Raw genomic sequence first — 14988 nt, 5'->3', positions numbered from 1 at the left:
AGTCCATGCTGATGCATTCCAGAGGCGGAACTGGCACTGTAGAGGCTACTGATCTCAATGCCTTGATTCAAGAATATTCTAATTTAGCCTTTCACGGAATGCGCGCAAATAAGAATCCTATCAATGTAGAAATCCATTTGGACTTGGACGAAAATCTTGGGTTGATCACTTTAAACGCTGAAGACTTTAGTCGGGTGGTTCTCAATTTGATAAAAAACGCTTTTGATGCTATGCGCGACAAAATAAGTATGGTAGGATCAAATTATAAAGCTAAATTAGAAATCAGAACCAAGAACTTAACCAACAGAGTTTTGGTAGTGGTAGAAGACAATGGACCGGGTGTTCCGGAAGACATACGTGACAAACTTTTAATGCCTTTTTTTACAACCAAGAAAGGTACAGAGGGAACTGGATTAGGACTGAGTATCACCCATGATATTATCAAATCCCATCTAGGCACGTTGGAAATTGAATCGACGGTAGGGGTATTTACCAGATTCACAATAGAATTACCTATTAATAAAACCTAACTTTTTTCGCATGAAAATTTTAATCGTAGATGATGAACAGGATGTAGAAATCATGTTTCTGCAAAAATTCAGAAGAGAAATTAAAAGCAAGCTATTGGAAGTAGAATTTGCTTTTTCGGGACAGGAAGCTTTGGAATATTTGGAACGGTCCGGATCGCCCGATGTCGTGTACGTCTTTTCAGATATCAATATGCCCGGAATGAGCGGACTGGAACTTTTGGAAAATATTAAAAGCCGATTCCCCCATATACAGGTCAGTATGATCTCGGCCTATGGGGACAAGGAAAACTACAACAAAGCCATAAAATCTGGCGCAAAGGGCTTTTTTACCAAACCTGTAGATTTCGAATCCCTCAAAAATGAAATAGCAGAATTGCTTACCGACAAATAGAATGGCAAAAATCCTGGTAGTGGATGATGAGGAAGATTTAGAGATGCTTTTCCGCCAAAAGTACAGACAAAAAATTCGCTCGGGTGAGTACGAAATGTTTTTTGCGCTCAATGGACAGCTTGCTCTTGACACCTTGAGGGAGCACCCTGACATGGACATGATCCTCAGCGATATCAACATGCCCGTGATGGATGGATTGACCCTGCTTTCTAACACCAAGGAACAAAATCCCCTCTTGAAAACCGTGATCATTTCTGCTTACGGGGATATGGAAAATATTCGCAAAGCGATGAATCTGGGTGCTTTTGACTTTGTGACCAAACCCGTTGACTTTCAAGACCTCGAGATCACCGTCGAAAAAACACTCACCTACATCAATCAGATTAAGTCAAATATCAAAGCGATCCGGGAAAATGACATCCTAAAAATGTACGTGGATGAGACGGTATTGAATTTCATGGGGGGCAAGGAGATTGAATCCGCCCTGATGGAAAATGAAACAATAGAAGGAACTGTTGCTTTTGTCGACCTCTGTGGATTTACACGAATCTCCGAAAATGAGAATCCCAATACTGTAGTCACTTTGCTCAATGAATATTTTGACCTGATGGTCCGGGAGATTATTGATGAAAAAGGAAGTGTGGATAAGTTCATCGGAGATGCGGTAATGGCCGTCTACCAAGGACCAAATCATCTGGAAAGAGCCATCACCAGCTGCATTGCTATTCGGGACAAAATGGAGGCAATTCCCGAATATTCGGAAGCAACTCATTTCAAACCACAAGTGTCCATCGGCATCAACTCCGGGGAAATGGTTTCTGGAAATATCGGCTCAAAATCCCTAAAACGTCTGGATTACACTGTGATTGGAGATACGGTCAATGTTGCAGCACGCCTTCAGGCAAAAGCAAACCCAGGGCAGATTCTAATCATGGAACATTGTCAGGCACAGATACCTGACAAATTTGCTTTTAATCGAATAGGGGAAATGGCCTTGAAAAATAAAGCAAATCCAGTCACGGTATATGAAGTGAGCAAGTAGAAACCTTTCTCAGCAAATATGATCTCTCTATTCCGAAAAATCCGCCAATCACTCCTCCAACAGCAAAAAATAACTCAATATCTCGCCTATGCAATCGGCGAGATTTTTTTGGTCGTGATTGGGATTTTGATCGCACTTCAGATCAATACCTGGAATGAGCTTCGCAAAACACGGGTTTATGAACTGAAAATGCTTAAAGAGCTTAAATCAACTTTGGAAAAAGACAGAAGGTATTTTTCTTCACAGATTCCCCGATTAACCAGCAAGCAAAATGCATCAAATCGGCTGTTGCTCATGGTAGAGAACAAAGAAGAAAATCCCGACACACTGAATAAATATTTTTCCAACTTACGATTTGACATCCTTTTTCAGTATAATTCAGGTGCCTATGGATCAATCAAATCAGGTGGAATTGATAAAATTTCCGACGATTCGATTCGGTCCAAAATGGCCGACATCTATGAGTTTTTGATCCCCAGAAGTGAAAAGATTTTTGAGGGGCTAAGTGCCTCAGACGCCATCGAAAAAGAACTTGTAGAGGCACTCACCGAAAGAGTCATCGTCAAATTAGGGAACGGAGAAAAATCCATTCAAAACAGAATAGCTGATCCCAAAGTGATTTACGATGACAGATTTTTACAGTTAATCCAACTGCACAAAAGAAACACAGCTGTCACAAAAAATCGATTAGAAAGCCTTTTCCCCCCAATGGACAACCTTCTTGAACTACTTGATGCAGAGCTTACTAATTCGAAAAAGTAGTTTCACCATTCATTGTCCTTTGAGCACAACTGCTCTTTTAATCAAATTCTCTTTAAAATGTCCGAATACGATCTATTTGGAATGACTTGAGTCTTAATAGTTGTATAAAACCAAACATTCCCAGTAGATTAATTGCCCAAATAAAATCATATGAGAAAAATCACTCATCCTGCATTGCTGCTTGCCCTTGGGGCTTCGGTAAGTTTTGCAGCATTGATTCCAAGAAATAGCAGCTCAATATTCCCAATGGAAATAGCAGCTGGAATCCCCTCCGACAGTGTCAAAAAAGACAGCTTGGAGTATCCAAAATTCAAAGAACTTCCTCTAAAGCCTGAGCGCGAAGTCAAATTTACCACCAAGGAAGGGACATGGATAAGTGTGGATGTGAGTCCTGACGGTAAAACGATCGCTTTTGATCTCATGGGAGACATCTACACTATACCTATGGAAGGCGGCAAAGCGTCGCCGATCACCACAGGAATAGCTTATGAGACTCATCCGAGATTTTCTCCTGATGGAGAAAAAATCCTATTCACATCAGACCGTGCCGGTAATGATAATCTTTGGTACATCGACCTAGTCAAAAAAGACACCGTTCAAGTTACTAAAGACAAAACAGGTGACGTACCCAGTGCGCATTGGACTCCGGACGGGGAATATATTGTCGTATCCAAAGGCCGAAGAATTTCCAAACTTTGGATGTTCCACAAAAATGGCGGAGGAGGAATCCAGTTGAATGAGAATCCGGCGACAATGAAAACCATTGATCCGTTTGTGAGCCCTGATGGAAAGAAAGTCTATTTTTCTCACCGAACAGGCGCATGGAACTACAATGCCACATTGCCTCAATATCAAATCGGGACTTACGATTTCGATAAAGGTGAAATTACCAGCATCACCTCACGGTACGGATCAGCTTTCACCCCCACACTCAGCAAGGACGGAAATTGGATGGCTTATGGTTCCCGTTGGGAAGATAAAACAGGATTGGTTTTACGTAATCTGAAAACTGGCGATGAAAAGTGGCTGGCCTATCCTGTGCAGCGGGATGAGCAAGAATCCATCGCCCCACAGGGAGTTCTGCCGGCAATGGCATTCACCCCGGACAGCAAATTCCTGATTGCGTCATACGGTGGAAAAATCTGGAAGCTTGCCATTGACGGTAGCCCTGCCCAAGAGATTCCTTTCGAAGCAGACGTCAAATTGGCCATGGGGCCAAGACTCTATTTCAATTACGAAATCAAAGATACCACAGCCAAACTTGCCACTCAAATCCGGGATGCCGTCCCTTCTCCCGATGGGAAAAAACTGGCTTTCACAGCCTTGAACAGATTGTATGTTATGAATTACCCGGACGGAAACCCAACCCGGGTGACATCCAATGAATTCACAGAAGCGATGCCGACTTGGAGTCCGGATGGCTCCCAGCTGGTATTCACCACTTGGGATGAAAAGCAAGGGGGTCACCTATACAAAGCCTCTTTTGGAGCGCGAGGAGCAGTGACCAAACTGACAACTGAATCTGCTTTATACATGGTCCCTGCTTGGGGTCCAAATAACAAAATTGTGGTATTCAGGGGATCAAACCGACTGCTTCAGGAGGCTGAAGGTCCGGGTGTGAGCGGTGCTGAAGCAGAGCTGGTGTGGATACCAGCATCAGGAGGTACACTTCGAAAAATCATGAATGCCGGAAACCGAGGCAATGTCCACTTTACCCAGGACACTTCGCGGATTTTCTTAAATGGGCCCGGCGGAGCATTGCTCAGTGTGAAATGGGACGGGACTGACGAGAAAGTCTATGCCAGAATCACTGGGATCACGCCTTTCGGTTCTGCTGCCGATCCTCATGATGATCACGAGCATGTCAGCTTGGAAGAAATCTCCTCTGTAAAATATGTCATGGGTGTACCTCTTTCGACAGCAGATGCGGTTAACTATTGCATGCTGCCGGAAGGATCCAATGCCCGCGAACCTCAGATGACACCTGCGAGTGCAAGTACTATTTTGATGGCTCCAACCGGAAACAAGGCTTTGGCAAAAGTCAACAACAACATTTATGTAGTCACCATCCCGACTGTCGGCAAAGTTCCAAGCATCAATGTGGGAGATCCTGCTTCAAGTAATTTCCCTTCAAGACAACTGACCGAAATCGGGGGAGAATTTCCTGCCTGGGAAGCCAATGGCAAAAAAGTCCATTGGTCTCTTGGCAATGGACACTGGGTATATGATGTCGGTCGCGCGGAATTTGTTGAAGATTCTGTGAAAGCTGCCAAAAAAGCTAAAATACTGGATGATGCAGACAGCGTTTCAACGCTGAAAGCGAAAGGTCCTGATGCCCTGAAACTGGCTGATTCTTTGGCAAAAGCTGAAAAAGAACGAATCAAAGAACTTTTCAAAACCGATAAAGAAAAGGCCAAAGCAGACAGCATTCATAAGGCTGAACTGAAGGAAAAAGAATCCTACAAGCCCGCTGAGCATCAAGTCAAAGTTTATTTTGCGAAGGACACTCCGAGCGGAAGCATACTTTTGAAAAATGCCAGAATCGTGACCATGAAAGGATCGGAAGTCATCGAAAATGGGGACATTTTGATTGAAAAAAATCGAATAAAAGCGGTAGGAGCCACTGGAACTCTGGATGCCGGAAACGCAAAAGTCATCGATGCTTCCGGCAAAACCATCACTCCGGGATTCATCGATACCCATGCTCACATGTGGCCTACTTGGAACCTCCACAAAAACTCGGTGTGGATCTATGCTGCCAATTTAGCTTATGGAGTGACCACCACCCGTGACCCTCAGACTGCTACTACAGACGTATTGACTTATGGCGACATGGTGGAAGCAGGGATGGTTCCCGGACCTAGAGTATATTCCACAGGCCCTGGTGTGGGCTACTGGATGTATAACCTCAAGTCCTTGGATCAGACAAAAAGTGTCCTGAAGCAATACAGCAAATACTACAATACCCAGTACATCAAAATGTACCTAGTGGGTAATCGTCAGCACCGTCAGTGGGTAATCATGGCTGCAAAGGAACAGAAGCTGATGCCGACCACCGAAGGTGGATTGGATTACAAACTCAACATGACGCAGCTATTTGACGGGTACCCCGGTCATGAGCATTCTATTCCTGTGTATCCACTTTATTCTGATGTGACCCGAACGATTGCCGAAAGCAAAATGGCATACACGCCAACTTTGCTGGTTTCCTACGGTGGACCTTGGGCCGAAAACTTCTATTACACTACAGAAAGCCCACTGCACGATCCGAAACTGAATCGCTTTACTCCTTTCAATGAAATAAACTCCAAGGCAAGAAGAAGAGTCGGTGGTCTCGGGGGTTGGTTTGCTCCGGAAGATCATGTTTTCGAAAAGCACGCCAGAGGTGTCAATTCAATTGTAAAACAAGGTGGCTTGGCGGGAATTGGATCACACGGTCAGCTGCAAGGCTTAGGGTATCATTGGGAACTTTGGTCTGTAGCCAGCGGTGACATGAGTAATCTCGATGCGATGCGAGTCGCAACCATTCTCGGAGCAGAATCGCTTGGGCTGGACAAGGAGTTGGGAAGTATCGAGGCAGGAAAGTTGGCCGACTTGGTGATCATGGATAAAAATCCGCTAGAAAACATCCGAAACACCAATACTATCACGCATGTTGTGAAAAACGGTCGGGTGTACGATGGAAATACCCTGGATGAAATCCTACCAACACCCAGGAAACTGGATGTGAGCTCCTGGACGAAAGAGGCACCGAAAGTGACAACAAGCGTGAAAGACTGATTCTGATATTGATTAGCTCAAAAGTAAAAGAGGCTGTCTCAAAAGGCTTCTCGGTGTCAGCCTGAGTACCTGACCAACGAGAGTTGGGCAGTACGAAGGCCATTTCCAGTATATTGGGCTACATTTCGACTACGCTCTATGTGACAATCGGTACTTATGAGACAGCCTCTTTGTTCTAGTTTAATACCAATATCGCAGCATTCAATGCTGTTGCAAAGGTCACCCAAAGCAGATACGGCACCATCAATCCTGAAGCTAGTGGACTAACTTTACGGAACTGAAGGATACAAAGGACAATCGCTACCCAAAGCGGAATGATGACCAACAGACCAAAAAGCGGGGATTGCATTCCAAAAAAAGCCGGGGACCAAAGTGCGTTGAGAATCAATTGTACCGCGTAGAGCTTCAGAATTGGTTTTTTCAGAGGATGATCGCTTTTCCAAATCAGGTAGCAGGCGACTCCCATCAGCACATAAAGCAGTGTCCATACGGGTCCAAATAGCCAGCTCGGCGGATTCCAACTGGGCTTAATGAGCGTCGGAAACCACGTTTGTACCGAAGCAAAAGTGAAAAAAGCTCCCAAGCCTCCGGCTATTTGAGGTAGGGCTATACTAATCAGAAATTTGAGGTAGTTTGGCATATTCAGATAGTTTCGAGCAAAGTCCGAAAAGCTATTGCCTTATCCTTGTAGCGCGATTGCGTCTTAGTCCGAAGTCCGGGTGCATGCTTACTTTCATACTCCATCATCAATTTTAGACTTTCGGTAAAAAACTGAATACAATAATTGGTGGATCCGTCATCCGTATCATGAATTAGCCTGAAAAACTTATGCTCATGAAAAATCCCGGTTTCCATCACTTCTGGGATGTGGGTGCTTTTCATCCATAAAATAAAGTCCTGCTCGATGTCCGGGCTTACGTTTATAGTAATATTGTAGAGGATCATAATCAGTGAATGGGGTTTTATTTACTTTTGTGGCTAACAATTACGAGACTGTAAAGTTAGGAATCCAAATACGAACTGCCGCCTACTCAATCAAATATGCACAAATATGTCCCTTCCCGTGGGGAGCCTCGGATTACCAAACTACTGATAGCCAAGATAATAATTGTTGCGCTTCATTTGGTAGGGATTATTGGTCTCAGCCTACCTGAATATCAGGATTTGTTTTTGAAACTGACCCCTGCACAGTTATTAACCTCCTTGATTTTGATTCTAGCTTTTCATAAAGGCTGGAGCGACGCATTTCCTATCTTTGCAGCAGCGGCTTTTTGGATAGGCTTTGGATCCGAGATAATAGGCATTCATACAGGATATCTCTATGGAGACTATGTCTATGGCCCCACTTTAGGCACAAAACTTTGGGATGTCCCCATAATTATCGGTGTCAATTGGTTTATTCTGAGTTATTTAACCGGCTCCCTTTTTCACAAAATTCCCAATGATTATTATGCTGCTTTTTTGGCTGCAAGTGCAATGACTGCATTGGATTACATCATTGAGCCGGTTGCTGTAGCCCTTGATTTTTGGGCTTGGAAATTTGACGTTATTCCAACAACCAATTATCTGGGCTGGTTAGGCGTTTCCTTTCTGATTCAACTGATTTATCGGAAAGCAAATTTTGAAAAGTCCAATCCAATTGCCGTGTTTCTATTGATGGCTTTGATTATTTTCTTTGCGGTTTTAAACCTTACCTTGGAGGTATAACCAAATTTAATTCAGAAGAATTACCAATTCTCCTAACATATAACACAGATTTGAATTAAAATTTAACAAAACCATTTAAATCAAGTTGTCTCGGTAATGATCACAGCAATAGGATTTATAGCATTAGGATTTGCTGCCATGGAATTTTCAGGTTGGTTTATTCACAAATACCTGATGCATGGACCTCTCTGGATGATTCACAAAACGCATCATCAGCCCTCGAAAACCTTTTTTGAGCTGAATGATCTGTTTTCTGTATTATTTGGAAGTATTGCTTTGATTTTGATCTTCACAGGAGTAGAAAGTTTAGATTACCGATTTTGGATGGGTGTTGGAATCAGTCTCTACGGAGTACTATACTTCGTACTGCACGATGTTCTGGTACACCGAAGGCTGAAATGGTTTGACCGACCAAGAAACACATTCCTAAAGGGAATTTTTAAAGCACATCAGGCGCATCACCGAACCAATCAAAAAGAGGATGCTGTATCTTTTGGTTTGTTTGTAGTACCCAAAAAATTCTTTAAAAACGAAGAAAATTGAGCACGTATTCGATAAAAGATCTGGAACAGTTGTCGGGGATCAAGGCCCACACCCTTCGTATTTGGGAACAACGCTACAATCTGCTTAGCCCTAAGCGGACAGACACCAACATTCGTTTTTATGATGACGATGACCTCAAACTTATTCTCAATGTCGCTTTACTTAATGACAATGGATATAAAATAAGTAAAATCGCATCCATGGACATGGATGAATTGAGGCGGGAGGTAATGAAGCTTACGGACAGGACTCTCACTCACGACGACCAAATCCATGCCTTAACTATCTGTATGATAGAAATGGATGAGGACCGATTTGACAAGGTACTCTCTACCAATATTCTGAAGCTGGGGTTTGAGCAGACCATGATGAATATCATATATCCTTTCATGTCCAAAATCGGCGTATTGTGGCAGACAGGAGCAATCAACCCGGCACATGAGCATTTTATCTCAAATCTTGTACGCCAAAAGTTAATTGTGGCCATTGATGGACAAGTGGCCAATGGTGAAGGCAAAAAATTTCTTTTGTTTCTACCAGAAGGTGAGCTTCATGAAATCTCCCTCTTATTTGCCTCCTATTTGATCAAGAGCAAAGGAAACAAGGTGATTTACCTGGGACAGAATACTCCCAATGAAGATTTAATGACAGTATATAAAATCCATCAGCCAGACTACATGATGACGGTAATCACGACATCTCCCTCTTCTGAACATGCCCAAGATTACCTGCACTCCCTTTCTGCCCGCTTTCCCAAAACTCAAATTTTGATCACGGGTTATCAGGTCATCGGTCACGACCTTGATATGCCGGTCAATGTGAAACTGATGAATTACATTCGAGACATCAAAGATTTTCTTGACGAGATCAATCTTGTCTCTGAAGTGAAATAGTTTAACAAAAATATCATTCGATTAAACAAAGGCGTTTTTACCAAAAAGCGCCTTTTTTGATTCTCAGAAGTCTTTTTGAGGGAATTTAGCTTTGAGGTTTGATTTTTGTTGAAATTTTTTTGAAATAATTCAACATTGCGCTTGTTTTTTGTTTAATCTTTCATAATTTTGATTCAACAAAAACAAACAACCATGACGACTCTAGAATTTAGCTACTCACTTAACAAGCTTTCAAGTTCGTTAAAGCCTTTTGCCATGAAATTGACAAGAGACGTTGACGATGCAAATGACCTTTTGCAGGATACTATGGTGAAAGCATTTACCAACAAGGATAAGTTTACAGAAGGAACCAACCTGAAAGCATGGTTGTATACGATCATGAAAAACACCTTCATCACCAACTATCAGCGAATGGTGAGAAGGGGGACTTTTGTTGACACTACAGATAATCTACATTACATCAATTCCAGTGATTCTTTGATTGAAAATGGTGTCTTCGGAAATTTCACCATGGATGACATTAATGAAGCCATTGACAAACTTGATGATGTTTATAAAACTCCATTTATGATGCATTTCCGCGGATTTAAGTATCATGAAATTGCAGAGAAGCTTCAAATACCGATTGGAACTGTAAAAAATAGGATTCATATTGCCCGTAAACTGCTCAAAGAAGACTTGATCGTTTACAAGCATAAAAATTGATCCGATGAGTAAAAAACAGGTAGTGGTTATTGGATCCGGTTTTGCCGGACTTTCAGCCGCCACACATCTTGCAAATAGTACCGGTTGTTTAGTCACCCTTCTTGAAAAAAACGATTCCCCGGGCGGTCGAGCCAGAAAGTTCGAACACCAGGGGTTTGTTTTTGATATGGGTCCCAGTTGGTATTGGATGCCTGATGTGTTCGAAAACTATTTTGCCCATTTTGGAAAGAAACCATCAGATTATTACGATTTGGTGAGGCTTGATCCATCCTACACAGTAATTTATGCTGAGAATGACCTACTGGATATTCCTGCTGATCTGAAGGAATTCAAAAAAATGCTGGACGAGATCGAACCCGGGGCGGGAGCGCAGTTGGATAAATTTTTGGCTCAGGCAAAATACAAATACCAAGTCGGAATCCATGATTTGGTAAATCGCCCAAGCAGGTCTCTTCTCGAATATGCCTCACCGGGCTTGCTGGTCGATATGATCCGGATGGATATTTTCCAATCCATGTCAAAGCACGTGCGGAAATTCTTTTCCCATGATAAAATCATTCGTCTGATGGAATTTCCGGTGCTTTTTTTGGGAGAAACAGCAGAAAATATCCCAGCACTTTACAGCCTGATGAACTACGCAGACATTGCATTGGGAACTTGGTATCCCAAAAAAGGGATGCATGAAATCATCAAAGGCATGGTAGCTTTAGCAAAAGAGAAAGGAGTAAAAATTCGCTATTCTGCTGAAGTAGACCAAATTGAAATCGAAAACGGACTTGCCAAAAGCGTCCGTTTGAAATCCGGGGAAAAAATCCTTGCTGATGTCGTAGTAGCAGGTGCTGATTACCACCATGTAGACAAACATTTGCTCGACCCCGCTTACAGCAACTATTCCGAGGAATATTGGGATAAACGAGTCATGGCTCCCTCAAGTCTACTGTTTTATCTTGGAATAAATAAGCGATTGAAGAACCTTAGACATCACAATCTTTTCTTTGACGAACCGCTGGGCCCTCATGCAGATGCGATATACAAAAATCCAAGATGGCCTGACAAACCTTTATTTTACGCTTCAGTACCTTCAATTACTGACCCAACAGTCGCTCCAGAGGGTATGGAAAATATGTTCTTGCTGATTCCACTTGCTCCCGATCTCGAAGATTCGGAAGAGATGCGGGAAAAATCCTACCACATTATCATGGATAGACTTGAAAAAATCACAGGGCAGGAAATACGCAGTCATGTAATATACAAGCGCTCCTATGCACACAGCGATTTCAAGTCGGATTACCATGCCTTTAAAGGCAATGCTTACGGACTGGCTAACACTTTACTTCAAACTGCGATCTTAAAACCCGGTCTGAAAAATAAAAAAGTAAGCAATCTGTACTACACCGGACAGCTGACGGTACCGGGCCCCGGTGTCCCCCCATCATTGATTTCCGGGGGAGTTGTGGCGAGAGAAGTGATGAAAGAAAACAATTTGTAGACAAAAAGGTATATTAAAGCAATGGATGCAATTGCGCTATATGACCAAACAACGCTAGAGTGTAGCCGTCTGATTACCCAGCGGTACAGCACTAGTTTTACGCTAGGAATTAAGACCCTGGACAGAAAGTTACACCTGCCTATTTACGCCATTTATGGCTTTGTGAGGTATGCCGATGAAATCGTGGACACTTTTCATAATCAGGACAAACAAGCACTTCTGGAGCGATTTAAGAAAGACACCTATGAATCGATTAAAGCCGGCATCTCACTCAACCCTGTCCTGCATGCATTCCAGTTAATCGTCAACAAATATAAAATCGACCTGGACCTGATCGAGGCATTTCTCCACAGTATGGAAATGGATCTTGATTTCAAATCCTACAACGATTCCAAATACCACGAATACATCTATGGATCGGCCGAGGTGGTCGGCTTGATGTGTCTCAAGGTTTTCTGTGAAGGAGATGTAGCCATGTATGAAAAACTGAAAGACCCAGCCTGTAAGCTCGGCGCTGCTTTTCAGAAAGTAAATTTCCTGCGTGACATAAAAAGTGATTTTGAAGAGCGGGGAAGAGTTTATTTCCCGGGTGTTGATTTTAACCAATTTAATCAGTGTGTAAAAAAGCGCATTGAAGATAATATCCAAAAAGACTTCAATGATTCCTTGATTGGAATAGAGCAGTTGCCGAAAAGTGCCAAATTGGGCGTGAAAGTCGCCTATCTCTACTATCAAAAACTATTTGACAAAATTAAAGGTCTCCCGGCAGAAAAAATTACTCAAACTCGAATCCGAATTCCGAACTCCCAGAAAATATCGCTCTTGGTAGGTACCTATTTCGAATCCAAACTCGGCCTCACGTGATGGAAAAGTACATTTATCTTGGTGTAAACCTATTTGCGATATCTTATCCACTCGCTCGCTCTTTCGAACACCGGGTTAAATTCTCCTCTCACTGGTATGCGCTTTTTCCGGCAATCCTGATCACTGGAGCAGTTTTTCTGAGTTGGGATTATTGGTTTACACAAATGGGCGTTTGGGAGTTCAACCCGAGATACCTGTTGGGAATCTATTTCTTTGACCTTCCACTGGAGGAATGGCTTTTTTTCATCACAGTACCTTTTGCCTGTGTCTTTATATATGAAGTTTTGATTTATTTTTTTCCAAAAGACTATTTCCAACCATTCGCCAAACCTTTTGTCTACGTCGTGATCCCCTTCCTCATTGGTTTGGGTCTTTTTCATCTGGATAAATGGTACACCTCAGTCAATTTCTTGGTAGGTGCCGCAGCACTTTTAGTGCATTTTATGATTTTCAATGATAAGTACTTGGGCAGATTTATGTTCGCTTACCTCGTTCATTTGATTCCTTTGATGCTTTGTAATGGGATATTGACAGGAGGACTGACCGAAGAACCTATTGTGATTTATAATAATGCAGAGAATCTGGGAATCAGGATATGGACCGTACCAATCGAGGACACGATCTATTCCATGACCCTGTTTCTTATGAATATCTCTATTTTCGAAAGTATACGAAGCAAAAAAAACAATTCGGATCCAAAGTAGTTTTAATGTTTATGAAAAATCTTCAGGTTCAAATTGACAATCATTCCGGCTTCTGTTTTGGGGTGGTTTATGCCATAGAAATGGCCGAAGAGATTCTTGAAGAGCAAGGGTACCTTTTTTGTCTTGGGGATATTGTCCATAATGATGAGGAAGTCAACCGACTGACCAGAAAAGGCCTAAAAATCATTGAACATGAAGAACTCTATAGACTGAAAGATGAAAAAGTGCTTATCCGTGCACATGGAGAGCCCCCTTCTACCTACCAATTGGCCATAAAAAATAACCTGACTCTGATCGATGCAAGCTGCCCGGTAGTACTAAAGCTCCAGAATCGAATTAAAAATTCTTTTGACAAGGACGAAACGATCTATATCTATGGTAAACATGGTCATGCAGAAGTGATCGGCCTACTGGGACAAACCAACAATAAGGCAGTGGTCTTTCAGGATATTTCAGAATTGAACATCCCAAATCTGCCAAAAAGTATCACGCTGTATAGTCAGACGACCAAAAGCACCGATAAATTCTACGAAATCAATGACATCCTAAGACAAAACGGCATCACTGTCAACACGAATGATACGATCTGCCGTCAAGTGTCAAACCGGGACAAGGAACTTCGGGATTTTGCCGAAAAGTTTGACAAGATTGTTTTTGTCAGTGGAACCAAATCTTCGAACGGAAAGGTTCTTTACAATGTCTGCAAGGATAAAAATCAAAATACTTATTTTGTTTCCAACGCTGAACAGATTGAGAGTGATTGGTTCAATCCCAACGAAACTGTAGGGATCTGTGGCGCGACCTCCACACCCATGTGGCTAATGGAGCAAGTAAGGGAAAGGATTCTCACCTTTTGATTAAACACAACAAGCCATGAATACGGCCATCACTTCCAAAGGCTTGGATCCCAAAGGTCTTTTGATCGGCTGGGGAATAATCGTTTTATGGGCCATATCACTGGTTTTCCTGCTTTCTTATGAAATCAACTGGAAAAATCCGCTGGTATACCTTGGGATATTGGTTCAAATGCACCTTTACACCGGGCTTTTTATTACCGCACATGATGCAATGCATGGGATAGTTTCTTCCAATAAAAATTGGAACAACCTAACAGGATGGATTGCGGCCATGCTCTTTTCTTACAATTTCTATTGGAGACTATTCCCAAAACATCACGACCATCATCGGTTTGTCGCTACCGACAGAGATCCGGACTATCACGCTTCAGGCAATTTCTTGGTTTGGTATTTTAGTTTTATCAGACAATACATCACCATTTGGCAGTTTCTCCTTATGGCAGTTACATTCAACATACTGAAGCTTTTTCTTCCCACAGAAAACCTAATCGTGTTCTGGATGATCCCCGCAATCCTTTCTACACTTCAGTTATTCTACTTTGGAACCTACCTGCCCCACACGGGTGAAAGTACAAACAGGCACCACTCAAACTCCCAATCAAAAAATCATGTTTGGGCGTTTATTACATGCTATTTTTTCGGATATCATTTCGAACACCATGACTCCCCCTGTACCCCTTGGTGGAGACTATGGAGAGTAAAAGAGCAACAAACGGCGTAA

At 42.4% G+C, this 14988-nt stretch carries 16 protein-coding genes; 14 read left to right on the top strand and 2 right to left on the bottom strand.

Annotated features, from left to right (window positions below):
- Nucleotides 1–11 precede the first annotated feature (11 nt).
- The 5 genes from BLQ81_RS14745 (at nt 12) to BLQ81_RS14725 (ending at nt 6505) form a co-directional block, all read left to right on the top strand.
- Nucleotides 12–530 (top strand): sensor histidine kinase, encoded by a 519-nt coding sequence (locus BLQ81_RS14745; protein WP_175454241.1) that lies wholly within the window; start codon nt 12–14, stop codon nt 528–530.
- A 10-nt stretch (nt 531–540) separates the two neighbouring features.
- Nucleotides 541–921 carry a response regulator gene (locus tag BLQ81_RS14740; RefSeq protein ID WP_092731334.1) on the top strand — a complete coding sequence of 127 codons (381 nt, stop codon included), beginning with the start codon at nt 541–543 and terminating at the stop codon, nt 919–921.
- Between the two features lies 1 nt (nt 922).
- A complete protein-coding gene (locus BLQ81_RS14735) occupies nt 923–1963 on the top strand; it encodes an adenylate/guanylate cyclase domain-containing protein (RefSeq protein ID WP_092731332.1) in 1041 nt (346 codons plus the stop codon).
- Nucleotides 1964–1981: 18 nt separating this feature from the next.
- Nucleotides 1982–2725, top strand: coding sequence for a DUF6090 family protein (locus BLQ81_RS14730; protein WP_092731330.1), 744 nt, complete (start codon nt 1982–1984; stop codon nt 2723–2725).
- A 150-nt stretch (nt 2726–2875) separates the two neighbouring features.
- Nucleotides 2876–6505 (top strand): amidohydrolase family protein, encoded by a 3630-nt coding sequence (locus tag BLQ81_RS14725; RefSeq protein WP_092731328.1) that lies wholly within the window; start codon nt 2876–2878, stop codon nt 6503–6505.
- A gap of 175 nt (nt 6506–6680) precedes the next feature.
- On the opposite strand, the gene BLQ81_RS14720 is transcribed toward BLQ81_RS14725, so the two are convergent.
- Both BLQ81_RS14720 and BLQ81_RS14715 read right to left on the bottom strand, forming a co-directional pair.
- On the bottom strand, nt 6681–7145 hold the full coding sequence (locus BLQ81_RS14720) for a TspO/MBR family protein (protein ID WP_092731326.1): 465 nt from the start codon (nt 7143–7145) through the stop codon (nt 6681–6683).
- Between the two features lie 2 nt (nt 7146–7147).
- The gene (locus BLQ81_RS14715) at nt 7148–7450 is read right to left on the bottom strand and encodes a DUF4286 family protein (RefSeq protein WP_092731324.1); all 303 of its coding nucleotides are present in this window, start codon (nt 7448–7450) and stop codon (nt 7148–7150) included.
- A gap of 96 nt (nt 7451–7546) precedes the next feature.
- On the opposite strand from BLQ81_RS14715, the gene BLQ81_RS14710 reads away from it, so the two are divergent.
- The 9 genes from BLQ81_RS14710 to BLQ81_RS14670 all read left to right on the top strand — a co-directional run bounded on the left by BLQ81_RS14710 (nt 7547) and on the right by BLQ81_RS14670 (nt 14988).
- Nucleotides 7547–8212: a carotenoid biosynthesis protein gene (locus tag BLQ81_RS14710; protein WP_092731322.1), complete on the top strand. Its 666-nt coding sequence runs from the start codon at nt 7547–7549 to the stop codon at nt 8210–8212.
- Between the two features lie 96 nt (nt 8213–8308).
- Nucleotides 8309–8755 (top strand): sterol desaturase family protein, encoded by a 447-nt coding sequence (locus BLQ81_RS14705; RefSeq protein WP_092731320.1) that lies wholly within the window; start codon nt 8309–8311, stop codon nt 8753–8755.
- Nucleotides 8752–9648, top strand: coding sequence for a MerR family transcriptional regulator (locus tag BLQ81_RS14700; protein ID WP_092731318.1), 897 nt, complete (start codon nt 8752–8754; stop codon nt 9646–9648). Before BLQ81_RS14705 ends, BLQ81_RS14700 begins: the two co-directional genes overlap by 4 nt.
- 192 nt (nt 9649–9840) lie before the next feature.
- Nucleotides 9841–10353 carry an RNA polymerase sigma factor gene (locus BLQ81_RS14695; RefSeq protein ID WP_092731316.1) on the top strand — a complete coding sequence of 171 codons (513 nt, stop codon included), beginning with the start codon at nt 9841–9843 and terminating at the stop codon, nt 10351–10353.
- 4 nt (nt 10354–10357) lie between these two features.
- Complete coding sequence (locus tag BLQ81_RS14690; protein ID WP_092731314.1) at nt 10358–11842, top strand: phytoene desaturase family protein; 1485 nt, start codon at nt 10358–10360, stop codon at nt 11840–11842.
- 21 nt (nt 11843–11863) lie between these two features.
- A complete protein-coding gene (locus tag BLQ81_RS14685; RefSeq protein WP_092731312.1) occupies nt 11864–12706 on the top strand; it encodes a phytoene/squalene synthase family protein in 843 nt (280 codons plus the stop codon).
- Nucleotides 12706–13410 (top strand): lycopene cyclase domain-containing protein, encoded by a 705-nt coding sequence (locus BLQ81_RS14680; RefSeq protein ID WP_092731310.1) that lies wholly within the window; start codon nt 12706–12708, stop codon nt 13408–13410. Before BLQ81_RS14685 ends, BLQ81_RS14680 begins: the two co-directional genes overlap by 1 nt.
- Nucleotides 13411–13421: 11 nt before the next feature.
- Nucleotides 13422–14267, top strand: a complete 846-nt coding sequence (locus BLQ81_RS14675; RefSeq protein WP_092731308.1) for a 4-hydroxy-3-methylbut-2-enyl diphosphate reductase — start codon at nt 13422–13424, stop codon at nt 14265–14267.
- Between the two features lie 16 nt (nt 14268–14283).
- A complete protein-coding gene (locus tag BLQ81_RS14670; RefSeq protein WP_092731306.1) occupies nt 14284–14988 on the top strand; it encodes a fatty acid desaturase in 705 nt (234 codons plus the stop codon).

Origin of the sequence: Algoriphagus alkaliphilus (genome assembly GCF_900103735.1) — a bacterium.
GTDB lineage: Bacteria > Bacteroidota > Bacteroidia > Cytophagales > Cyclobacteriaceae > Algoriphagus > Algoriphagus alkaliphilus.
This window is presented reverse-complemented; position numbering and strand designations above follow the sequence as displayed.

What these genes read in the sequence shown, in the direction of transcription:
- BLQ81_RS14690 (WP_092731314.1), top strand. Translation starts at nt 10,358, where the DNA reads ATGAGTAAAAAACAGGTAGTGGTTATTGGATCCGGTTTTGCCGGACTT.
- BLQ81_RS14715 (WP_092731324.1), bottom strand. Translation starts at nt 7,450, where the DNA reads ATGATCCTCTACAATATTACTATAAACGTAAGCCCGGACATCGAGCAG.
- BLQ81_RS14675 (WP_092731308.1), top strand. Translation starts at nt 13,422, where the DNA reads ATGAAAAATCTTCAGGTTCAAATTGACAATCATTCCGGCTTCTGTTTT.
- BLQ81_RS14685 (WP_092731312.1), top strand. Translation starts at nt 11,864, where the DNA reads ATGGATGCAATTGCGCTATATGACCAAACAACGCTAGAGTGTAGCCGT.
- BLQ81_RS14720 (WP_092731326.1), bottom strand. Translation starts at nt 7,145, where the DNA reads ATGCCAAACTACCTCAAATTTCTGATTAGTATAGCCCTACCTCAAATA.
- BLQ81_RS14670 (WP_092731306.1), top strand. Translation starts at nt 14,284, where the DNA reads ATGAATACGGCCATCACTTCCAAAGGCTTGGATCCCAAAGGTCTTTTG.
- BLQ81_RS14705 (WP_092731320.1), top strand. Translation starts at nt 8,309, where the DNA reads ATGATCACAGCAATAGGATTTATAGCATTAGGATTTGCTGCCATGGAA.
- BLQ81_RS14745 (WP_175454241.1), top strand. Translation starts at nt 12, where the DNA reads ATGCATTCCAGAGGCGGAACTGGCACTGTAGAGGCTACTGATCTCAAT.
- BLQ81_RS14740 (WP_092731334.1), top strand. Translation starts at nt 541, where the DNA reads ATGAAAATTTTAATCGTAGATGATGAACAGGATGTAGAAATCATGTTT.
- BLQ81_RS14695 (WP_092731316.1), top strand. Translation starts at nt 9,841, where the DNA reads ATGACGACTCTAGAATTTAGCTACTCACTTAACAAGCTTTCAAGTTCG.
- BLQ81_RS14710 (WP_092731322.1), top strand. Translation starts at nt 7,547, where the DNA reads ATGCACAAATATGTCCCTTCCCGTGGGGAGCCTCGGATTACCAAACTA.
- BLQ81_RS14725 (WP_092731328.1), top strand. Translation starts at nt 2,876, where the DNA reads ATGAGAAAAATCACTCATCCTGCATTGCTGCTTGCCCTTGGGGCTTCG.
- BLQ81_RS14735 (WP_092731332.1), top strand. Translation starts at nt 923, where the DNA reads ATGGCAAAAATCCTGGTAGTGGATGATGAGGAAGATTTAGAGATGCTT.
- BLQ81_RS14680 (WP_092731310.1), top strand. Translation starts at nt 12,706, where the DNA reads ATGGAAAAGTACATTTATCTTGGTGTAAACCTATTTGCGATATCTTAT.
- BLQ81_RS14730 (WP_092731330.1), top strand. Translation starts at nt 1,982, where the DNA reads ATGATCTCTCTATTCCGAAAAATCCGCCAATCACTCCTCCAACAGCAA.